At 51.1% G+C, this 21,041-nt stretch carries 16 protein-coding genes; 7 read left to right on the top strand and 9 right to left on the bottom strand.

The annotated features are described in order from the left end of the window. Positions 1-140 precede the first annotated feature (140 nt). From ABWH99_RS18490 to ABWH99_RS18480, 3 genes are all read left to right on the top strand, one after another. Positions 141-1,919 carry a sodium:solute symporter family protein gene (locus ABWH99_RS18490; RefSeq protein WP_375586597.1) on the top strand — a complete coding sequence of 593 codons (1,779 nt, stop codon included), beginning with the start codon at positions 141-143 and terminating at the stop codon, positions 1,917-1,919. Between the two features lie 427 nt (positions 1,920-2,346). Beyond that, positions 2,347-4,695 carry a TonB-dependent receptor domain-containing protein gene (locus ABWH99_RS18485; protein ID WP_375583292.1) on the top strand — a complete coding sequence of 783 codons (2,349 nt, stop codon included), beginning with the start codon at positions 2,347-2,349 and terminating at the stop codon, positions 4,693-4,695. 6 nt (positions 4,696-4,701) lie between these two features. Next, entirely contained in the window at positions 4,702-5,637 is a 936-nt protein-coding gene (locus ABWH99_RS18480) for a DUF4249 domain-containing protein (protein ID WP_375583291.1), read from the top strand. A 113-nt stretch (positions 5,638-5,750) separates the two neighbouring features. Here ABWH99_RS18480 and ABWH99_RS18475 read toward each other — a convergent pair whose 3' ends face one another. Further along, positions 5,751-6,365, bottom strand: a complete 615-nt coding sequence (locus tag ABWH99_RS18475; RefSeq protein ID WP_375583290.1) for a DUF4230 domain-containing protein — start codon at positions 6,363-6,365, stop codon at positions 5,751-5,753. Positions 6,366-6,568: 203 nt separating this feature from the next. Between ABWH99_RS18475 and ABWH99_RS18470 the strand changes: the two genes are divergently transcribed. After that, positions 6,569-8,251, top strand: a complete 1,683-nt coding sequence (locus tag ABWH99_RS18470) for an AMP-binding protein (protein WP_375583289.1) — start codon at positions 6,569-6,571, stop codon at positions 8,249-8,251. Between the two features lies 1 nt (position 8,252). On the opposite strand, the gene ABWH99_RS18465 is transcribed toward ABWH99_RS18470, so the two are convergent. Next, positions 8,253-8,831, bottom strand: a complete 579-nt coding sequence (locus ABWH99_RS18465) for a sugar O-acetyltransferase (protein WP_375583288.1) — start codon at positions 8,829-8,831, stop codon at positions 8,253-8,255. Next, positions 8,828-9,367 carry a DinB family protein gene (locus tag ABWH99_RS18460; protein WP_375583287.1) on the bottom strand — a complete coding sequence of 180 codons (540 nt, stop codon included), beginning with the start codon at positions 9,365-9,367 and terminating at the stop codon, positions 8,828-8,830. The genes ABWH99_RS18465 and ABWH99_RS18460 overlap by 4 nt, the downstream gene beginning before the upstream one ends. Before the next feature lie 171 nt (positions 9,368-9,538). Between ABWH99_RS18460 and ABWH99_RS18455 the strand changes: the two genes are divergently transcribed. The 3 genes from ABWH99_RS18455 (at position 9,539) to ABWH99_RS18445 (ending at position 12,946) form a co-directional block, all read left to right on the top strand. Beyond that, on the top strand, positions 9,539-10,909 hold the full coding sequence (locus ABWH99_RS18455; RefSeq protein ID WP_375583286.1) for an exonuclease domain-containing protein: 1,371 nt from the start codon (positions 9,539-9,541) through the stop codon (positions 10,907-10,909). Positions 10,910-10,967: 58 nt separating this feature from the next. Beyond that, positions 10,968-11,987: an L-glyceraldehyde 3-phosphate reductase gene (gene mgrA / locus ABWH99_RS18450; protein ID WP_375583285.1), complete on the top strand. Its 1,020-nt coding sequence runs from the start codon at positions 10,968-10,970 to the stop codon at positions 11,985-11,987. A 161-nt stretch (positions 11,988-12,148) separates the two neighbouring features. After that, positions 12,149-12,946 (top strand): hypothetical protein, encoded by a 798-nt coding sequence (locus ABWH99_RS18445; RefSeq protein ID WP_375583284.1) that lies wholly within the window; start codon positions 12,149-12,151, stop codon positions 12,944-12,946. Between the two features lies 1 nt (position 12,947). Here the strand turns inward: ABWH99_RS18445 and ABWH99_RS18440 are convergent, their stop codons facing one another. From ABWH99_RS18440 to ABWH99_RS18415, 6 genes are all read right to left on the bottom strand, one after another. Beyond that, on the bottom strand, positions 12,948-13,571 hold the full coding sequence (locus ABWH99_RS18440) for a hypothetical protein (protein WP_375583283.1): 624 nt from the start codon (positions 13,569-13,571) through the stop codon (positions 12,948-12,950). Positions 13,572-13,609: 38 nt separating this feature from the next. After that, positions 13,610-14,317, bottom strand: a complete 708-nt coding sequence (locus ABWH99_RS18435) for an NAD-dependent deacetylase (protein WP_375583282.1) — start codon at positions 14,315-14,317, stop codon at positions 13,610-13,612. A gap of 18 nt (positions 14,318-14,335) precedes the next feature. Then, positions 14,336-16,159 (bottom strand): OmpA family protein, encoded by a 1,824-nt coding sequence (locus tag ABWH99_RS18430; protein WP_375583281.1) that lies wholly within the window; start codon positions 16,157-16,159, stop codon positions 14,336-14,338. Between the two features lie 6 nt (positions 16,160-16,165). Continuing rightward, on the bottom strand, positions 16,166-16,447 hold the full coding sequence (locus ABWH99_RS18425) for a hypothetical protein (RefSeq protein ID WP_375583280.1): 282 nt from the start codon (positions 16,445-16,447) through the stop codon (positions 16,166-16,168). Further along, complete coding sequence (locus tag ABWH99_RS18420; RefSeq protein WP_375583279.1) at positions 16,437-17,330, bottom strand: hypothetical protein; 894 nt, start codon at positions 17,328-17,330, stop codon at positions 16,437-16,439. The genes ABWH99_RS18425 and ABWH99_RS18420 overlap by 11 nt, the downstream gene beginning before the upstream one ends. A gap of 275 nt (positions 17,331-17,605) precedes the next feature. After that, the gene (locus ABWH99_RS18415; RefSeq protein WP_375583278.1) at positions 17,606-21,016 is read right to left on the bottom strand and encodes a DUF1080 domain-containing protein; all 3,411 of its coding nucleotides are present in this window, start codon (positions 21,014-21,016) and stop codon (positions 17,606-17,608) included. Positions 21,017-21,041 lie beyond the last annotated feature (25 nt).

Below are 21,041 nucleotides of genomic sequence, written 5' to 3'. Positions count from 1 at the left end.
ATTGCTTACCGATCTGATTGCTCGCCACAGTCTCGACCTGGCGCCCCCTGATGGCTGTTGATGCCTGATAAATTGCGCCGAATGCTGGCTTTTACCGCGGTCTTGCTCGTTGTTTAAGGTTTATGTCTTATATTCCGGGCATGTTACTACAGGGCATAGATTGGCTGATCCTCTTTCTGTTTTTTGCATTATCCTTGGGTATTGGCGTGTACAGTTCCAGGAAGTCCTCCGAAAACGTTCAGGAGTTTTTTAAAGCGGGAGGCAATTTGCCCTGGTGGGTATTGGGAATATCGATGGTTGCTACGACCTTCTCTACCGATACTCCGAATCTTGTCACGGATATCGTCCGAAAAAACGGCATTTCCGGAAACTGGGTTTGGTGGAGCTTTTTGCTGACCGGTATGCTGACCGTTTTTTTCTTTGCCAGATTATGGAAACGTTCCGGTGTACTTACCGATATCGAGTTTTACGAATTGCGATACAGCGGCCGGCCCGCGTCTTTTCTTCGGGGCTTTCGGGCGCTGTACCTGGGTATTTTTTTCAACGTGGTCATCATTTCCGGGGTTTCGCTTGCAGCGATTAAAATCGGAGGGGTACTCTTGGGGTTGAACCCCTTGCCCGTTTTGCTCATATCCGGTTTTGTCACCGTGCTCTACAGTTCGTTGGGAGGATTGCGTGGCGTGGTATTTACGGATTTTCTCCAATTCGGCCTTTCCCTGGCAGGGGCCATCGCGGCCGCCTGGGTCTCGGTCAATCATCCTGCCGTGGGTGGTTTGGACCAATTGATTCAGCATCCCGAAATTATCGATAAACTCAACTTTATCCCAGACATTAACCACTGGGAACTATTTTTGGCGGTATTCCTGATCCCGGTTTTTGTGCAATGGTGGTCGGTTTGGTACCCCGGGTCCGAGCCGGGAGGGGGCGGATTTATTGTGCAACGAATGCTGGCCGCCAAGAATGAAAACCACGCGCTTTCCTCGATCATGCTGTTTACAATCGTGCACTATGCCATCCGACCCTGGCCCTGGATTCTCGTTGCCCTTTGCAGCATCCTGGTTTTCCCAAACATGGAGTCCCTTCAGGAGGCTTTTCCGAATGCCGACGCCGCTATCGTTCAGGACGACATGGCGTACCCCGCCATGCTTTCCTTTATGCCGGTCGGGATCATGGGTTTGGTAGTCACCTCGCTGGTAGCTGCCTACATGTCTACCCTGTCTACCATGCTAAATCTCGGTTCTTCTTATGTGGTAAATGATTTTTACCAGCGATTTATCCGCCCCGATGCTTCTCAAAAACACCTGATTGCCATTGGGCGGCTGACCACCGTGGGCATTATGGTAGTGGGAGGGTACGTGGCTCTGCACCTGGAAAATGCCCTGCAGACCTTTGATATTTTACTTCAGATCGGGGCAGGTACCGGACTGATTTACATCTTGCGGTGGTACTGGTGGCGGATCAATGCTCTTAGCGAATTGGTGGCCATGGCAGCGTCCTTTTTTGCTGCGTTGTACTTTACCTTTTTGCACGAGGTGTATTTCGAGCCGCTCCCAAATGCTATGGAATTGATCGGGGGTATTTTGTTTACCACAGGGAGTTGGGTGCTCACTGCTTACCTTACCCGGGCGACCGACAAAGAGGTCTTGATCGCTTTTGTCCAGAAAACCAAAGCCCCCGGCCCCGGCTGGGAACGAATTTACGGCTTTTTGAAAAATAATGGAAAAAAGGTGGATGCGCGACCGCTTTTTGACTTTCAGGCCGCACTATTGGCGTTCGCTGCAGGGATTACCGCCGTGTATGCTTTTTTATTCGGAACAGGTTCGATTTTATTCGGAAACCTCGGTTCCGGGCTGTTGTTACTTCTCCTGGCTGCTGTTGCCTCTGGGGCCTTGTTTTTATTGAAAAAACGGTTGCTGTAGCCATGCGAAAGGGTGCAACCAGTCCGAGGCCCGGAAGGCATCGGAATCCCTGTTCTCCCCGTGGCCGGTGCACCCAACCCCTCCCCGTGCGCGGCAGGGTCTTGGCAGCCCGATTCACCGAAAGTGAAAAAAGTAGCTGCAGGGGTAATTTTTTTTCATCGTTGCCGGGTTTCTGTGTAGCATCTGCAGCCCGTTTCCCGTCCTTACGGTGTACACCGGCCTTTGCAAAACGACGAAGGTAGATTCCATCGCATCCCTTGTTTCCACCCGTGCGTAGTCGAAGACGAACAGCGGATACCGGTACACTATATAAATGGTAATAATTTGCTATTGGATTTACTAATTGTTTCTGGTTGCTAAAAAAAAATCTAATAAATTTGAAAGAAAATTTCCGTTGACCCCAAGGGTTATTCACCGTATTCTTCCAATGAAACACCAGATTATAAGCTTTTTTTTCCTGCTACTCAGTATTTCCGGCTTTGGGCAGCGGATTTCCATTAGCGGAACCGTGACCGAGTTGGGTACGGGTGAACACCTCATTGGTACCAACGTGTTTGATCGCGTTTCCGAAAAAGGTGCCGTTGCCAATCAATTTGGCTTCTACAGTTACACCACCACGACGGATAGCGTGGACCTTTACTTTAGTTTTGTCGGTTTTCAGACCAAACGAATTCAAATGCGGGTCGCGCGGGATACTGTACTCAATGTGGCACTGCTTCCAGACGGAAACCTGGAAGAGGTCGTGGTCTCGGCGGCGGAGATGGATCAGATACAGGAAGTAACCAAGATGAGTTCGATCAACGTTCCCCTGAAGCAAATCAAAGAATTGCCCGCCTTTATGGGGGAAGTGGATGTATTCAAGGTATTGCAATTGCTCCCCGGTGTACAATCCGGTACGGAAGGGGGCAGTGGGCTCTATGTCCGGGGCGGAGGACCGGACCAAAACCTGATTTTGCTGGATGGGGTACCGGTGTACAATGCTTCGCACCTTTTTGGCTTTTTTTCCATTTTTAACGCCGATGCCATCAATAACGTGGAATTGATCAAAGGAGGTTTTCCATCCCGATATGGCGGTCGGCTGTCATCGGTAATCGATATCAGCATGAAGGAGGGCAACATGCAGGAGTACAAGGGAGAGGGTTCTATCGGGTTGATTGCTTCCAAAGTGACCGTGGAAGGTCCCATTGTGAAGGATCAAACCTCCTTTATTATTTCCGCGCGGAGAACGTACCTGGATTTACTGGCGCGTCCCATCATCAAAGCGGCCACCTCCGGAGAGGAAAATATCGGGTATTATTTTTACGACCTCAACGGAAAGATCAACCACATCATCAACGATAAAAACCGATTGTACCTCAGTGTGTACTCCGGAGACGACAAAGCCTATTCCCGATACAAGGATTTTTATGTTTTCGAAAACGAACGGACCGATTATGAAGAAGAATTTGGGCTTAGTTGGGGGAATTTTATTACCGCACTTCGCTGGAATAATGTGATCAATAGCCGGCTCTTCAGCAACCATACCTTTACCCATAGCCGGTATAGATTCGACCTGTTTAGCAATTACGACGAGCGGGTTACCGGGGCAGGTGTAGACGAAAGGAGTTCCTATTCCGAGCGGTATTTTTCGGGGATCCGGGACTGGGCAGCGAAGTCGGATTTCGAGTACATCCCCAATCCCGATCACTACATTCGTTTTGGGGCACAGGGAATTTTTCACCGATTCTCTCCGGGCGTGTATGCCAGCAGAAGTAGTTCGGCCGATAACGATCTCCGCCTGGGAGCCGAGGAACTCGATTCCTTCGAGTACGCCGCCTATGCGGAGGACGATATCAACTTTAGTAGTCGTTTGAAGGCCAACCTTGGCCTCCATTATTCCGGATTTCTTTCCGATGGGCAACATTACCGCTCCCTGCAACCCCGCGTCGCCGCCCGCTATCTGGTAAATGCGTCTACCTCGGTAAAGGCTTCTTTTGTTACCATGGCGCAATTTATCCATCTGCTGACCAATGCAGGATTGGGACTTCCTACGGATCTCTGGGTACCGGCTACCCCGAGGATTGGTCCACAGGAAGCCATGCAGGTAGCCCTGGGGGCTGTGAAAAACGTGAATGGTTTTGAAATTAGTCTGGAAGCTTATTACAAAACCATGGATGGTCTGATCGAATACAGAGACGGGGCCACGTACCTGAACCTGGATGAAGATTGGCAGGACAAGGTGGCCGTGGGCGAAGGCAAAAGTATCGGCGCGGAGTTTCTGGTGCAGCGCAAGGTTGGCCGGGTTTCGGGCTGGTTGGGCTATACCTTGTCCAATACCGAAAGAAGGTTTGACGAAGTCAATTTTGGGGAGTGGTTTCCCTACAAATACGACCGCAGACACGATGTAAGTTTTGCCCTTACCCACGAATGGAAGGACAACAAGGATTTTTCCCTGGCCTGGGTATACGGGACAGGAAATGCGGTCTCGTTGCCTACTCAGCGGTACGAGGGTCTGGAAATGAGCCGGTTTGGAGGCCTTTCCAGACCGAACGTCAATTATTACGAAAGTAGAAACAATTTCAGAAACAGGGATTACCACCGCCTGGACCTGAGCTTCAGCTGGTGGAAAACGAAACGGTGGGGCGAGCGCAAATGGACACTGGGCATTTACAATGTCTACAACCGCTTGAATCCGTTTTTCATGGATTTGGGTTACGACCGTCAGGGTAGCAGGAAATTGATGCAATACAGTCTTTTTCCCATTATTCCATCGTTTGCCTACTCATTTAAATTCTAAAAGCTGATGAGAACACACCTTCGCCAATTTCGGAATTTCTGCCAACTTCGGCACCTGCTGGTACTTTCTGCTGTACTTTTTTTCTCCTGTGAGACGGTTATCGATATCGAAATTCCTTTTGAAAAACCACAGGTAACGATGAATGCCAACCTCCAACACAACTTGTTTCCTGCGGTGCGCCTGACCTATAGCAAGCACATTTTGGATAACGATTGGGAATTCCTGCCCATCCGCGATGCTGCGGTTAGCCTGATCCATCAGAACGAACGCTACCCACTGAGCTTCAATGACGATACCGGCGAATACACCAACCTGCAGCTGTTGCTTCGGGAAGGAAATACGTATACGTTGGAAGCGGAGGTGCCCGGATACGAGACCGTCCGGGCTACCGAACGTATCCCGGTATCCGTACCGATTAAAGAGGTGGTTTACCAGGGTCGGGTGCAGCTGGATGCCTGGTCTACCCGAGAAGACCTCCGGTTTCTTTTTGACGATCCGGAGGGCGAAAACTACTACGAAATTTCGGCCGATTTTTACGGGTTTTTTTCCTACACGGACGAGGACGGGAATACCGTCCAGTATGAAAACAACTATCCACTGTACCTGGAGCCGAAAAATCCCAGCTACGAACGGGATTACAATACCGACGGCAAACTTCTTATCGACGACACGTTGTTTGACGGAGAGGAGGCCGCTATTGAGCTTTTTATCGACAATGTGTTTTCTCAGGAAAACACGGAGGGCGAAATTCGATTTACTCTAAAGGCCGTCTCCAGTACATACTTCCAGTTTCACACCACCTACGGGTTGCAGTGGTGGAACGAGGGGGATCCGTTCGCACAGCCGGTGCAGGTTTTTTCCAATATCTCCAATGGAATCGGGATCCTGATGGCCGAGAGCGTCTCCGTTCTGAGCGTAGCTCCACCCCAGCAGGAGCAGTAGGGGCAAGGCTAACCGTTTTTACACGGTTCCGGTTGCTTCTGGAGAGTGGATTGTCCTCGGAATACAGCGTCGAGTGAAACATACCCTGTGAACGGTAAAAAAGACCGCACCCGTCAATCGCTCAGCCGTTCCAATTCCTCGGAGGAAAGTAGGTTTTCTTCTTCAAACCGAAGGGTCCAACCCATTGTTTTGGTTAGGATGTAGATCTTCGACAACTCGCTGAGTAACCGTTCCCGGGCATCTTCCTTCAGGTCGGATTGTTCAATCTTCTTCTCCAGAAGCTGGTGTACACTTCCTTTGATCTTGTTGTAATCGTCTGCATCAAACTTGTTAAAATAATCTTGACTTACATCGTAGTACTCTAAATCCGGATAGATGTTGATTTCCGGCTCCGGCAGTTGAAGGATGCGTACCTGCCTGGCTTCTGCATCCACTTCCGTTTCTAGTTGCCGTAAATCGTATCCCACGGTTACCTTTGCGTTGACGATGACCAATGCTTTTTTATTCGCAGAAAAAATATCGAAGTAGTTTTTTCGAGAATTTTTGTAACTCAGCACCTGGGAAAAGTGCCCTTCGGTGACTACTAGCTTTCCCACCTGCCGGATTTGTTGCTCCAGCAGAGCGGTATTTTGTTGAATTTCTTGTTTCTCATTGGCTTGACGGACGAAAAACTGAATCAACCCATACAACAAGAGCGCCGTAACGATTCCAGCCAGAAACCTACCCATAATTCTTAGTTTTTCTTATTCCTCCAAACGATTCTGTAAATGAAAGGAGAAAAAGGGGAGCGTGCAACCGGTGCGGCCTGGAAAGATTGAATTTCTTTGCAAAAGGCCTCTCCGCAATTAAATTTTACAAAACGTTTTAAAAGAAGCGTACATTCAATATCTTAGTGGCATTGGCCCAATTACCTGACCTTAACTAATCGGACATGCAAGATTCCCCCTGGTTTAAATTTTACCCCGAATCCGTACCCACCTCCATTGACCCGGATGAGTTCAGCAGTGTGGTGGATTTATTCGAAGAAAGTATCGGGAAATACGGAGATGCCGTAGCCTATGAGTGCATGGGTAAAACCGTCTCGTTTAACGAATTGGACGTTTTATCGAAAACCTTTGCAGCGTTTTTGCAGGGAGAGTTGCAGCTAAAGAAGGGAGACCGCATCGGGATTCAAATGCCCAACTTGCTCCAATATCCTGTGGTCATGTTTGGAGCCCTCCGGGCGGGTCTGATTGTGGTAAACACCAATCCGCTGTATACGGCATCCGAAATGAAGCATCAATTTACCGATGCCGGTGTGAAGGCGGTGGTGATTTTAGCAAACTTTGCGCATAATCTGGAAAAAATAAAAGAGGAGTCCGGGGTCAATCACGTGATCATCACCGAAATCGGAGACTTGCTGGGTGGGATAAAGGGAGCGATTGTTAACCTGGTCGTAAAATACGTCAAGAAAATGGTGCCCGCTTATTCCATCCCCTCTGCCTGGTCCTTCAAATCCGCCATGGCAGCGGGCAATCCGAAGGCCTTTGAAAAGCAGGGAATGGAGGGCGCCGATTTGGCTTTTCTCCAATACACCGGAGGTACTACCGGGGTTTCCAAGGGGGCGATGCTGAGTCACCGCAACATTGTGGCCAACATGCAGCAAATTTCTGCCTGGATGAAGCCAAAGCTCCGGGAACGGGAAGAGACGGTTATAACGGCGCTGCCGCTGTACCATATTTTCGCCCTCACCGTCAATTGCCTGGCCATGATGAAAATTGGTGCGCATAACGTGTTGATCACCAATCCCCGCGACATGCCCGGTTTTTGCAAAGAACTCAAAAAGCATCGCTTTACTGTATTTACCGGTGTCAATACATTGTTCAATGGATTATTGAATCAGGAAGCCTTCCGTGCCCTGGAATTTGGCTCCCTGAAAATTGCCGTTGGGGGGGGCATGGCCGTGCAGCAGGCGGTAGCCCGCCGCTGGCAGAAGGTGACCGGGACTCCACTTGCGGAGGGCTACGGTCTTACCGAAACCTCCCCGGTAGTTTCCTGCAATCCCATCGATGGGACGGAGCGCCTCGGGACGATCGGAGTGCCGCTGCCCAATACGGCCGTAAAAGTGGTGGACGATGCCGGAAATGAGCTTCCCCTGGGAGATCGGGGTGAACTCTGTGTCAAGGGTCCCCAGGTAATGCCGGGGTATTGGCAACGGCCCGAAGAGACCGCCTCGGCATTTCTGGGGGACTGGTTTAAGACGGGAGATATCGCCGTGCAGGACGAAGATGGATTTCTGCGAATCGTTGACCGCAAAAAGGAAATGATCCTGGTGTCGGGGTTCAACGTGTATCCCAATGAGGTCGAAGATGCCCTGGCAGCCCACGAGATGGTAAACGAAGTGGGAGTGATCGGGATTCCGGACGAGAAATCTACCGAACGCGTAATTGCTTACGTAGTCAGCAACGATCCTTCGCTTACAGCAGAGGAATTAATTGCATTTTCCCGGGAAAGCCTGACAAGCTACAAGGTACCGAAGGAGATTTATTTCGTACCTGAACTCCCCAAATCCAACGTGGGGAAGATTCTCCGGCGGGTCATCCGGGAAAATCATGAAAAAAAGCTGCAAGCCTGAGCTAGGCCCGCTGATCTCTATCGTTTAGGTTTTTGAGGATTCGGGCCGGATTCCCTCCTGCTACCACATCCGAAGGCAGGTCTTTGGTAACCACGGCTCCGGCTGCTACGATGCTGCGTGCTCCGATACTTACCCCTGGACAGATGATCGCCCCTCCGCCTATCCATACATCGTCTTCGATGCGAATGGGTCGGCCGTATTCCTGCAAGGATCCACGGGTGGTGGCATCCAGTGGGTGGGTGGCGGCATAAATCTGCACATTGGGCCCAAAAAGGCAGCGGTCACCAATGTGTACCGGTGTCACGTCCAATACGACACAGTTGAAGTTGAAAAACACCTGATTGCCCACCCTGATGTTGTAGCCATAGTCGCAGAAAAAGGGCGGTTCCAGCCCGAAATCCGTCCCTACCGCCCCCAATAATTCGGAAAGGACCTGCTGCCGAAGCAAGGTTTCATCCGGGGCGCTATCGTTCAGTTTTTTTAACAGGACCCGTGCCTGCAGCCGTTCTCTCGAAAGCTCCGGATCGGAGGCGAGGTATAACTCGCCTGCCAGCATTTTTTCTTTTTCTGTTTTCTTCATTCGGCGGCCAATAAGGATTTCAGTTGCTTGCAATGCCTTTTCTCGTGAGCGATAATAATATCTATTGCAGTATCCAGTGGGTATACCAGCCAACGATTGGCGGGAGATGCGATCATCAAACCCCGGCCAAAAAACGGTTCCAGCTCCTGAACATACGCCGATAACCGATGCTGGGTGTCAACGAAGGCCTGTAACAGTTCGTTGTTATGCAGGGTATCGGTCGGTTCCCAGGGGCCAAAGGTTTTGATTCGGGCCGGTTTTTTGTTGGCCGCAAGAATCAATTCCCCCAATTTCCTGCCATAGAAAGAAATTTTCCCCAGCAGTGGGGCTTTGTACTGTTTGGCGATCAGTTGATCAAAGGTGGGAAAATAGGACCGGTTTACCAAAATCAGGTGTTGCAGTACCTGCATGGGGCTCCAGGTTTTCGGGTCAGGTTTTCGGTTCAGGGTAGTCAGGTCGTAGTCGTGCATCAGCTTGTCTACGGTGTAGGTAATGCGCGTCAGTTCCATCTGCCAGGCATCGGCTTTATCGTTCATTGCATTGCGGTTTCGTTGGTTGATCCATCCGGATGTCTGGGATTGTGTAAAAATCAATGTCCCGCTATCCAAATATAATAGTAAGCAATTGAGTAGAGGAATTCAAGTAAGAATTTAAATCAATTCTTTTTGATTCTCTCCCCAATAGCCGTTATTTTACCCCTAGCTTATATGTATGCCATTGTAGATATTGAGACTACCGGCGGCTTTGCTGCCCAGCACCGGATCATTGAGATTGCCGTTGTCTTGCACGATGGGGAAAAGATTACCGGCCACTACCAGCAATTGCTGAATCCCGGAAGGTCTTTGCCTGATTTTATCACCGGTCTTACCGGGATCGACTCGGGCATGTTGACGGATGCGCCCGATTTTTCCGAAGTGGCCGTTGAATTATGGGAGCTGCTAGCGGGAAAGATTTTTGTGGCGCATAACGTGAGTTTCGACTATAATTTCATCAAGCAGGCATTTGCTCGGGAAAACAAGGATTTCAGACCCCGCCGATTATGCACGGTCCGGCTTGGCAGAAAGATTTTTCCCGGTCTCAGAAGCTACAGTCTGGGCAGGTTGTGTGAAGCCAGAGGCATTCAGGTAACGGATCGGCACCGGGCGCTGGGAGATGCCTGGGCCACGGCCTTGCTATTCGGGCAAATGCTTCAGGAAGATCGTACCGGTGAAATTCCCCGGGCCATCAAAGGAAAGGAGAAAGCCCGCATACTTCCGCCGAATATCAGCCACGAACAGTACCGTCAGTTGCCCGCTTCCACGGGTGTGTACTATTTTCACGATCAAAACGGCAAGGTCATTTACGTAGGCAAGGCAGTCAATATAAAAAGCCGGTTTGAGAGCCATTTTACCGGAAAATCGAAGGTAAACCTGAAATCCGAAATACACTCCGTCAGCTACGAAGTCACCGGAAGTGAATTGCTTGCGCTGTTGCTGGAGGCGTTGGAGATAAAACGGTTGTGGCCAAAATACAACCGCTCCCTAAAAGTGAAAGCAGCCTCCTGGGGGATCTTTGCTTACAGCGATCAACAGGGGTATCAACGGTTTCAGGTAAGTAAAATTTTGCCGGGTGTAAAACCCATCCTGACCTTTGGTACCCATGCCGAAGCCTGGAAACAGCTGCTGGAAAAAACCGGCGAACTTGCGCTGTGTCCAAAATTGACGGGGATACAAAAAACTCCCGGAGCTTGTTATGATTTTTCCCTGGGAAAATGCAGCGGTGCCTGCTGCGGCGCCGAGGCTCCCGAGGCGTACAACCGAAAGGCAGCGGGCTTGTGGGAGGAAGTCGGTGCCCGTACAGGACAACGCTTCCTTATCAAAGACCGGGGAAGGAGCCCTGAAGAGGAAGCCGTGCTACTTGTGGAGGATGGGTTTCTGGCGGCCTTTGGCTACATCGATCAGGCAACAGACCTTCGGCACAGTGGGGAAGTACTCTCGTTTTTGAAACCGGTAAAACGCCTGGTAGAAACCCAGGCGCTTTTGCGGTCATTTTTGCCGAAGTTACCTCAAACACGGATTATACCCCTGGCGGAAGATTGATTTCCATTTTCTGGAATAAAGTGTACCTTTAACGCCCCAACAAACCAAAAAATTACCGATGAAAATTAACGATTTGGATCCATTGATGCCCTACCAGCCGAAAGAAAACAGGTACGAATCCATGAAATTCAGGAGGTGTGGCAAAAGTGGTTTGGACCTGCCCCTAATTTCCCTGGGCCTTTGGCATAATTTTGGCCATAGCGACGACTTCAGAAATGCGAGAAGCATTCTCCGTACCGCATTTGACCTGGGAATCACGCATTTTGATCTGGCCAATAATTATGGACCACCCTACGGAGCCGCGGAAGAAAACTTCGGTCGGATTTTTCATAAAGATTTTAAGCCACTTCGCGATGAACTCCTGATCTCTTCCAAGGCAGGATGGGACATGTGGCCGGGCCCTTATGGAAATTTTGGCTCCAAAAAATACCTGGTCGCCAGTCTGGATCAAAGCCTTCGACGGATGGGTTTGGACTACGTGGACATCTTTTACCACCACCGCCCCGACCCGGACACTCCACTGGAAGAGACCATGGCTGCGCTGGACCTGATCGTGCGACAAGGGAAAGCGCTTTACGTAGGGATTTCCCAGTACAATGCGGCAGATACGGCACGTGCATCCAAACTCCTGAAAGACATGGGGACGCCCTGCCTCATTCACCAGCCGCGGTACAGCATGATGGATCGTTGGGTGGAAGAGGGATTGTTGGACGTGCTGGATACCGAAGGAATCGGAGCGATCGCTTTTTCCCCGCTGGAGCAGGGCATACTGACCAATAAGTACCTGAAAGGATTTCCGGAAGACTCCAGGGCCGTTCGGGATGGGAGGTACCTCCAAACCGACAAAATTACCCCCGAACTACTGTCTACAGTAGAGCAGCTCAACGCCTTGGCGGAGAACAGAGGCCAAAGCCTGGCTCAAATGGCCATTGCCTGGCTACTGAAAGACCCCCGAATTACCTCTGTGCTGGTCGGAGTAAGCAAAGCGGAACAGCTCAAAGACAATGTAAACAGCCTGCAAGCGCTCGATTTTTCGGAGCAGGAACTGAAAAAGATCGAAGAATTGCTTCAGGCATAGGCCGGATAGGCAACGACTGAATTACGTGGCCCTGGATAGTTTTACCTGTCCAGGGCTTTTCATTTGCAATAAAACTCATGCAAATGGTGATAAAAACGGATAATCGGTATTTTTTCTGTGTAATTATTTGTACCTTATCAGAGAACCCAATTAACCGAATTATGAGAAAGCAGCTAATCACGGGGTGTGTGGCTTTACTGGTAAGCCTAAACCTCATCGCACAAGAACAGCAGTACCTGGTCTTCGAATTTATCAAAGTTGAACCCAACCGGGTGTTGGATTACCTGGAGTACAAGGATTTTTTGGCGCAGGTACATAAAGTTTCCAAATCGGAAGGAAACATCGCGGGTTGGGACTTCTGGTCCCTGCAGTCGGGCTCCGATCTGGAGGGCGAGAATTTCCAGTACGTAACCGTCACCTACTATCAAGATCCCGTAAAAATGATGAATGGCAACGACCCGGACCGATCGGTGGACCTGGCTATCAAGGCCCATCCGGAGCTGACCGAGGATCAGGTACGGAACAAAATCAAGGAGGCCATGGACATGCGGGACCTGGCGGTACGAAGCTACATGGTGGAAGTGGCCCGGACCTCTGAGAGCTTTGAGTTCAAGCCTGGAATTCTTGCCTCCTTTGACCTGATGAAGGCAGTAGAAGGGAAGTTTCAGGACTACGAACGGGCCGAAAAGGAAGTATTTTTGCCCATTCACGAAAAAAAGATACAAGCAGACCTCATGGAAAACTGGTGCTTCCTGCGCACGGCACTCCCCACCGGTAGTGAGGCCAAATCCACCCATCTCACCATGAATATCTATGCCGATTACATGCAATTCTTCAATTCCATCGAGTACGAGGACATGGAGGTGACCGAAGAGCAACAACGGGCAGTGGAAGCCGGTCTGAATTCCAGGGACCAGAAATGGGTATACCTGGCTACCCTGGAAAGCCTGGTTCGCTAAATCAAGCGGGAAAAAACACTTCGTTTCGCCAGCCCATGTGCCGACATATTTGTACCATCAGGTAGTTGACACCGGTGTGGAACACTACCAACAGGAAGATGGCCAAGAGGGGCACGCCGAAAAACTGATAGGGCCAGGCGTAGGTCCATACGCCCATCTGTATGGTGATGATCTCGCCGTAGGTAGGAAAAATCAGGGCTACCATTAGGGTACGGATTACCTTGTCACGCGTACGTTCCATTCCAAGGGATGCAAACAGGTCTTTTTCCAGCTGATACACAAAGGTAAAGGCCAGGGCCCAGGCAAAGGGCAGCCAATAGGGAAAAGTACGCCCTTCCAGATCGTGGTATTCCCAGTGTCCGTAGTAAATCCCCCAGGCTTCGCAACAGACACCCAAAAACCCTCCTAAAATGGAACCTGTGAGGTATACGTACCGATCTTCGGCCTTGTTTTTGAATTTTCTAACTAGCGAATAGGCCAGGTACAGCATCAAAATCAATCCTACCCAGGCATCCTGGGCGTGAAAACCGCCTATAAAGAAACCGGCAATGCTGAGCTTCAGGACGTTTTTTGCAACAAGGAAACCGGTATCGGTTTTAGTAGAACGGTTAAGGACTGTTTTCAAGGGATGCTGTTTTGGAAACAAAAGTACTAAAAAAACGATTACTGCGAAAAGAAGACGTTTCGCAGGTGCTGCTCCAGGAGGAAGACGCCTTTTCCTGCCGTTTCTTCGATGGGAGTCAAATTTGCCGCAGGAAAATAGCTGGGCATTCTGGGATCCACGATGTACTTTGGAATTTCCACTGCGGCAAAATCCAGCAATCCGGCTGCCGGGTATACCAACAGCGAGGTTCCGATCACCGCAAATGCATCTGCATCGGTGACGGCCGCGATGGCGGCATCCATCATCGGGACCGGTTCGCCAAACCAGACCACAAAAGGCCGCAATTGCGAGCCTTTTTCACAGGTGTCCCCCGGATTGATTTCCACTCCCTGCATGGGGTAAACCAGGCTGGGATCCAAGCTGCTTTGCGCCTTGAAAAGCTCTCCATGCAGGTGAATGACCCGGCTGGAACCGGCTCGCTCGTGCAAGTCGTCCACATTCTGCGTAACGATCGTTACCCGGTACTGCTGCTCCATTTCCGCAAGTTTCCGATGGGCTGCGTTGGGCTGGGCCTGCCGACAAGCTTTCCGTCGTTGATTGTAAAAATCCAGTACCAGTTCCTGATTTTTTTTCCAGCCTTCCGGCGTTGCCACTTCCATCACGTCGTGGCCCTCCCATAAGCCGTTGTCGTCCCGAAATGTTCGGATTCCACTTTCCGCAGAAACGCCGGCTCCGGTCAATACAACCAGGTGTTTTTTCTTATCCATCCTAACTGACAGGTTTCGCTATTGAATCCTTGAATTTAAAAATAAAATCCGAACTTCTACTTTTCTATCCTCAGGTGCAGCCGCCGGCGCCGGACCTCGTATCAGTTGCGCACCGGGGCCAATTTGGATGCGCTGTCCGGCAATGCCAAATGTTTCTTCGAGGGCTCGGGCAACCGACTGCGTTCGCGCTACCGCCAGCCTGAGATTGTATGCGACGCTTCCGGTATGGTCTGCATAGCCCCTGAGCAGTACCCGGGAATCCGGCATTTGTTCCAGGGTTTCGGCAATGGCTGCCAACTTTTCCAGGGCAGTTTCTGCCAGGCTGCTTTGATCACGTTCAAAATACAAGGTCGTGAAAAGCAGCGGAAGGATTGGTTTTTCCGGAGGCCGGAAACGGTAGGCCAAACCGTAGGGGGTTACCTTCCCCTCGCTCCAGCCGACCGGATCCATCCCTGTTCGGACGGGTCGCTGTGCCTGCAGCCGCAAGCCTGGCGGGCTGGGAAAGGCGGTTGCCGTTGCATCATCCGGCAAGGCTACTGCCGGATCCGCGGCATTGTTCCTCGCGGCCGAGTCCAGAGGAGCGGCAGGCCGTTTGATGGTCGCGGGAGGCAGCAAAGGTACAAACCTCAGGTAGCTGCCTTGGTTCGACGGACTTCTTTGACGGGTTGCGTATGGAGGTACTGCTTGCGATAGTTGCCGGATTTGTTTGTTTTTAGCTTCCGCCTGACCTTGCCTGTATCGGCTAGCTGGCGGAACCAGGTTTGGGTAAAAACGGCTTGGTTCTTCTACGTCATAGGGATACAAGAACGGCGTTTCTACCCGCGCTGGTACGTAGCGGTTTCCCATTTCCTGCTCGGGTAGAGGGATTGTACCGGATTCCGGCAGGTCTTCCGGCCGTTGAACCGGTTCCTGTACTTCCCCGAAGGTTGGATTCGCCGGATTTTCGGATAGCTCCGTTGCCTCTTCCATTTTCCGGGTTTCGGAGGCTGTAGTGTCGGAAAGGGTGGTTTCCGGGATAGGCGCATTCCTGCCTGCGAGTCTGGATGGACTGATGGCATTGGCCCGAAAGGCAGCGCTGCGTGTACCGAAGCTTACCTTGATTCCCAGTTGGTGTTGAAACAACCAATCGGCACTTCCGTTCGGTCGATTCCAAGGATTCTCCGGACCGGGGAAGCCGGGTAGTGTTCTTTTCACTCCAAAAAAATGGTCTCCATTTGTTTGTGCATTGGTTTGTATAAATAGTTCGATCCGGGTGCCGAGTCGGAAGCGTAGTCCCAGTCCCATATCCAGGTAAAACCGCTCTTCCCGTTCCACCTGCCCGTACAGCGGCTGTACCGCGGTTCCGGAACCCTCCCTTTGGGGATCGTCTGCCAGCAGCAATCGGGTTTGGCCATTCCAGCGATGCCACCCGAGCCCAACTTGTCCGTATGGGGCGATGAAAGAAGTTTCCCGAAGCAGCTTTCCGTTATCGGACCGGAAAACAAGTGCCGTTCCCAGGGACCAACGGCTGGCCTGGTACTGTGTAATTGCCTCATTCCTTGCGCTCTTTTCCGGGCCGGACCCGAGCAGGGCCTGCTTGCCTCCGTAGAGTGAGAGTCCCAAGCCAGCCGTCAGCCGCTTTTCCAGACTTGCATTCCAATTGGATTCCGGCGATAGGGGAAGGGAAGGACGGAATACTTCCCCTGCTGCCGTAAAATCATTGGTAGGAAAGGGGTTTAATTGACCCTGATACTTCGTATACCCCGTCGAGAGTCCCAGGCGCCACTGGTACTGTTGGGAAAAACCCGGCACCAGGCAAGGAAGCAGAAGCAGGCACAGCAAGATACTACTTTTGGTCTTCATCCACTTTTATTTTCGTAATCCTAACCAAAGACTGGACTCCGCGCTAAAGCCAACAAAGGGGTATAGGGTGATGTCTTCGACGCTCGAATTTACATCCGTTGACGTCAGAACGGCACCGGCGTTGAAGCGCAATACCCGGAATAAACTGTATCCCAGGCCTACATAGATCGGCCTTCCGATGAGCGGACCGCTGATCTCTTGCTCGTTGCTATCCCGCATATTACTGAAAAATACGCCTGTTGAAACGGAGGCATTTCCCAGCACCTTGGTGAAATTTTTATTTCCCAATGGAAGCGAGATGCCACCGAATGCCGAGGTACCGTAGTCCAGGCTGTTGAAATTGCCACGAAAGTAAGTACCCCCGTATCCAATGCTCAGGGGCAGGTAGTATGGCTTGTTTTCCGTGGGGTAATGGTCGATCACCCGTACGTCCACCAGCATCAACATCTGGTTTTGCAAGTATTGGGTCGTTTCTGCTTTGAGGAGTTTGATTAACTCTTGTTTTAGCTGATCGGCAAAGCGTGCCTGATCCTGAATGTCCGGATCCGTTTTTTTTTGCCAGCAAATTAAATTCCGCCTGTTTTAGTTTCACCCGGTCCAGTTGGGTAATTTTTTGTTTTACCACGTCGGAGAATCCCTCAAATTCCTGATCCAGCGGATGCTGGAAGTTTTTTAATCCCTGCCAGACGATTTCATTTAGGTGATCCAGCATGGCAGCGGGGCGACTCAAGGTTTCGGTCCCGCGCTTGCCTGCCAGTATGCTGGCCTGTATGTAGCTTTCCAGGTTTTCGTGTAGCGCTTCTTGTAGGGAACGGGTTTCTTCCTTGTCCGAGGCACTGTAGAAATAAAATTTCAGCGTGTAATTTTCGCTGCTACGCAAAGGATAGGCTACAAAGAGCTCGTCCGTAGTCGGGCTGCGCAGGTAGGGCGCTTTCCAATAATAAAAATCGGCCTGATTTTCGGTCTTTTTACTTTTGAATACCTTGACTTCCACGCGTTTGACGCCCTCAGGTAGGCTTCCCTCCAGGTAGAAGGGGGTCTCGGAAGGCAAGGGAAGCCCGGCGTTCAGTTGATTTTTTTCGGCGGAAAATACTACCGATTCGTATTGTGCACGTACCAGTGCTGGCCAACATAGCAAAGCGGTGATCCATAAAATTCGTTTCGTGAGCATTGTCAAAAGATCGTATTTAAAGGGTTAGATAAGACTTATTCGCGAAAAAAATCGAATAAGTAGCCGTATCTTTTACTAACAGTGCAAAAACTAAGCCGAGCTTTGGTAGAAGTGTTCCTGGTTTGGTCGGTTTGGTATATAGGGAATAGTTTTTTTGAAACCGTTCGATTTTTCAGGAGGAAGGATAGCAGGGATTTGCGTGCCTGGCATTGGAACAAAAAAAGAGGTTGCTTCCTGAAGAAGCAACCTCTTTTTTTGGGATGTGAGCCGGGTAATTAGAGCGCTTTCACCCGGATGTTTTTGAAAAATACCACGTCTCCATGGCCCAGGAAGCCGATATGCCCTTTTTCCCGGAAAAGCCCCGGATGCTCCCTACCGTCCAGGGTACCGTTTTTCTTGGCCGCCGCGATGTTTACATCCAGTATTTTCGTACCGTTCAGGATGACCTGGATTTGGTCGCCCTGTACGATCACTTCCTGGTAGTTCCATTCGCCCACCGGCTTTTGGTGGCCTTTGCTGGCGGCCGCCACCCCGTAAAGGGAGCCGTGGTACTGGTATTCTTTCAATTGACTGTATATTTCAGCGGTATCGTCCAGAATTTGCAATTCCATGCCCACATAGGCGGCATCTCCTTCCAGAGGGGCCCGGATTCCCAGCCCGTTATTGGCACCCGGGGTGAGCTTGAATTCAAAGCGGAAGACAAAATCACCGTATTCTTTTTCCGTCATCAGGTTGCCGCTGCCGCCCCTGTCCGGGTAGATGGCCAAAACGCCATTGTCCACCACGTAATCCGTCTTGTTTCCGGTCCATTTATCCAAATCGTTTCCGTCAAACAGCACCTCGAATCCTTCCTCTTTTTCTTCTTGACTAAGTTCAAAAGTCGGTGCACCCGTTAGTTCGCGGATGTAGATGTCCCGGTAGGCCACGTACGTACCGTGCGCCTGCAGTTCCAATTGCCCTTCCGGAAAAATCGGTTGATCGCGGTCCCAGTAGTTTTCCAGAGGAACCTCATCCACCACCCGCTCGCCATTCAGGAATACGGTGACTTTTTCCCCCTGCATGCGAATATGAAAGGTATTCCATTCGCCCACCGGATTGTCTGCCACTTTTAGGGGTTTGCTGGGGTAGGTCTGGTTGTTGTACAAGCCGCCGGAGCCTACCTCGGCTCCTACATCCGTACGGGCAGTATCCCATATTTGAACCTGGGGTGTGCCTCTCAAATAAAGCCCGGCATCCCCGTCTTCCGTTATTTTCCAATCTACGAACAACTCAAAATCACCAAAGTCCTTGGTAGTGCCGATGTTTTGTCCCTCTCCGGTAAAAATCAGCAGGCCGTCTTCGGCTTTCCAACCGGTCTTCATGATTTCGTCGGCTTTCGCCTGCTCTCTTGCACGCGTGCGTTCGTTCATTTCGGCCCGTTTAATGGGGTTACTGATTACCCCTTCCCAGCCCTCCAGGTTTTCTCCGTTGAACAGGGAATAGTAGCCTTTGCCCTCCGGCATTTCATCCAGGTATTTCTGCAAGGAGGTTTTGTAATACTGACTGTCTTGTCCACTGATAACCGCAATGGTTTTTGACACGATCTCCCGTACTTTTTCTCCATAGATCTCCTCGTTGTTCAGCACGATGTTCATCACCGCTCTCGCGGCAGACTGCTGGTAGGCCCCTTGTTCCTGGTATTCGGCGGCTACCAACAAGGCTTGCAGGGTCGGGTAGTTACCCAACTGCCCCAGTGCTGCCAGCACCGTTTCATCGGATTCGGCGAGTTCCAGTGCATTGCGGAGCATGAGTACCTTTTGCGTGGCTGTTGCGTCCACGAGTGGTACCAGACGGATAAACCCCATCAAGGCATCTTCACGCAGGGGGGCATTTGCCGCCTGACGGGCGATGTGGAGCAAGGCCACATTGGCCGCCGCGTCGTCTGCCTGATTTAGTGCGGCTACCACGGCTGCCTGCCGGGAGGGATTGCCGGTTTCGTAGATGTTTTGCAATTTATCCAGGGCTACCTTTCCGCCAGTTTTCGCCAATACTTTATACAGGTACGCTTGTTTGTCTGCAGGTAGCTGGGGCAACAGGTCCATCGCCCATCGGGTTTCTGCGGCAAGATCGTCTTTCTGGGCGTTTGCTACGATGATGGCCTCCTGGATTTTTTCCAAATTGGCGGGATTTTGTTCGCTGCGTAACAAGCCGACCAATTTATCCAGGTCGCCGGGGCTGGCCATGTCTGCGAGGGCCGACAGGGCGGCTTGCTTCACTTCCGGGTTGGAGTCCGCCGTGGCTTCAAACACCACGCCTATTTGCGCTTCGGCCGCGCGCGATGCCAGCAATCCGATAAGCTGGATTTTCGTTGCCGGGGACGCATCGGAAATTCGGTCGGCAATTGCCTCCGTCACTTGTGGGCCTTTCATGGTTTTCAATGCGGTAAGCAGAACTTCGGTCTCCGCTTCCTCCGGAGTCATTTCCAGCCGATCCAGTAGCGGCTCCAGCGCCAGGTCGTTGCCGGCAGTTACCAAGGCGGGTACGACGGCCATTCGGACTGTTTCGTTTTCATTGCTCAGGTAAGGCAGCAGCGCCTGGGCAACCGCCGGGTCCTGCACCTTTCCCATCCTTCGGATAAGCGCTGCTTTTGCCTCCGGTGTTCCTTTATCGAGGGTGTTTTTCCAGACATCCAGCTCCGCTACCAAGGTCTCATCTGTCAATAGGGTCAATGCCGTTCCCCGGAAACGGGGATGCGTATCAAGGGCGGCTTCGGATAACAGGTCACTGCTTTTTTCCGGTTGAAGTTGGACGATCAGGCCCAAAGCACCGGCTTTGGTATGGAATTGGTCGCTGGTACTGGTTTTTTTATAGAGCTTCTTCGCCAGTTTCAGTGCCGTTTTTGTTTCTCCTTTTTCTGCGAGCCTGGCTATGTAGCCCAGGTATTCCCCCGAAGCATTGCTGGGGTCGTAGGTGAAACCCGCATTTTCCGCTGCCGTGTAGAGCACTTTTGCGCTCGCCGGGTCAGCGATTTGAGAAAGGGCGTATAGCGCTACTTTTTTCAATTCCGGATCGGAAGCGCTGGCATAGGGAGTGATTTCATCCAGGGCTTCGGAGCTGGAGAAACTCCCCAGTGCTTCGATAAAATTGGCCTTTTGGCTGTTCGAATCGGTGGCACTCAAAGCCAGGACCAGGGCGCGTTCCGCAGATTCCGAACCAATATTGGCCATCACGCGTGCGGCCGTACCCGAAAGGCGTTCGTCTAGCAAATAGGGCTCCACGTAAGGCGTGGCATCCTCTTTTCCGATCCACTTGAATTGCGTCAAAAGAAAGTTTTTCGCCTCCGGATCTTCCAGTTGATCCAAGGCTTTTCCATACGCCTGCACGGCCATACGTGCCAGGTTTTCCCGGTAGGGATCGCTGGCATAAAACGCGAAGCCTGCCAGGGCGTATTCCAGTTTTTCATTGGCTGAACCTGGCTTTAGCATTAGGGCCATCTGGGTAATTCCCTCGCTGCCCAGATCTTCCATCTGTTCCATGGCGTTTTGCAAGGCCTGCGCATTTGGGGCAGGAAACCGATTGAGCAGATCCGCGATTTTGGTGGCGGTGGTCCGTCCCTGATCCAGTTGATTTTGCGCCAGGCCGAAAAATACCTGTCCAAGGACCAGGCCCACTACCAAGGCTATTTTTTTTATGGGGTGTTTTTGCATCGTTTTGAATTGTTCCTTTAAAATA

Origin of the sequence: Cyclobacterium xiamenense, from assembly GCF_042140265.1 — a bacterium.
In the GTDB taxonomy this organism is placed as follows: Bacteria; Bacteroidota; Bacteroidia; order Cytophagales; family Cyclobacteriaceae; genus Cyclobacterium; species Cyclobacterium xiamenense_A.
Note: the sequence above shows the minus strand (reverse complement) of the source record. Positions and strands in the feature narration are given on the sequence as shown.

What these genes read in the sequence shown, in the direction of transcription:
- ABWH99_RS18430 (WP_375583281.1), bottom strand. Translation starts at nt 16,159, where the DNA reads ATGAAGACCAAAAGTAGTATCTTGCTGTGCCTGCTTCTGCTTCCTTGC.
- ABWH99_RS18485 (WP_375583292.1), top strand. Translation starts at nt 2,347, where the DNA reads ATGAAACACCAGATTATAAGCTTTTTTTTCCTGCTACTCAGTATTTCC.
- ABWH99_RS18490 (WP_375586597.1), top strand. Translation starts at nt 141, where the DNA reads ATGTTACTACAGGGCATAGATTGGCTGATCCTCTTTCTGTTTTTTGCA.
- mgrA (WP_375583285.1), top strand. Translation starts at nt 10,968, where the DNA reads ATGAAAATTAACGATTTGGATCCATTGATGCCCTACCAGCCGAAAGAA.
- ABWH99_RS18465 (WP_375583288.1), bottom strand. Translation starts at nt 8,831, where the DNA reads ATGAAGAAAACAGAAAAAGAAAAAATGCTGGCAGGCGAGTTATACCTC.
- ABWH99_RS18415 (WP_375583278.1), bottom strand. Translation starts at nt 21,016, where the DNA reads ATGCAAAAACACCCCATAAAAAAAATAGCCTTGGTAGTGGGCCTGGTC.
- ABWH99_RS18445 (WP_375583284.1), top strand. Translation starts at nt 12,149, where the DNA reads ATGAGAAAGCAGCTAATCACGGGGTGTGTGGCTTTACTGGTAAGCCTA.
- ABWH99_RS18460 (WP_375583287.1), bottom strand. Translation starts at nt 9,367, where the DNA reads ATGAACGATAAAGCCGATGCCTGGCAGATGGAACTGACGCGCATTACC.
- ABWH99_RS18455 (WP_375583286.1), top strand. Translation starts at nt 9,539, where the DNA reads ATGTATGCCATTGTAGATATTGAGACTACCGGCGGCTTTGCTGCCCAG.
- ABWH99_RS18470 (WP_375583289.1), top strand. Translation starts at nt 6,569, where the DNA reads ATGCAAGATTCCCCCTGGTTTAAATTTTACCCCGAATCCGTACCCACC.
- ABWH99_RS18420 (WP_375583279.1), bottom strand. Translation starts at nt 17,330, where the DNA reads ATGCTCACGAAACGAATTTTATGGATCACCGCTTTGCTATGTTGGCCA.
- ABWH99_RS18480 (WP_375583291.1), top strand. Translation starts at nt 4,702, where the DNA reads ATGAGAACACACCTTCGCCAATTTCGGAATTTCTGCCAACTTCGGCAC.
- ABWH99_RS18435 (WP_375583282.1), bottom strand. Translation starts at nt 14,317, where the DNA reads ATGGATAAGAAAAAACACCTGGTTGTATTGACCGGAGCCGGCGTTTCT.
- ABWH99_RS18475 (WP_375583290.1), bottom strand. Translation starts at nt 6,365, where the DNA reads ATGGGTAGGTTTCTGGCTGGAATCGTTACGGCGCTCTTGTTGTATGGG.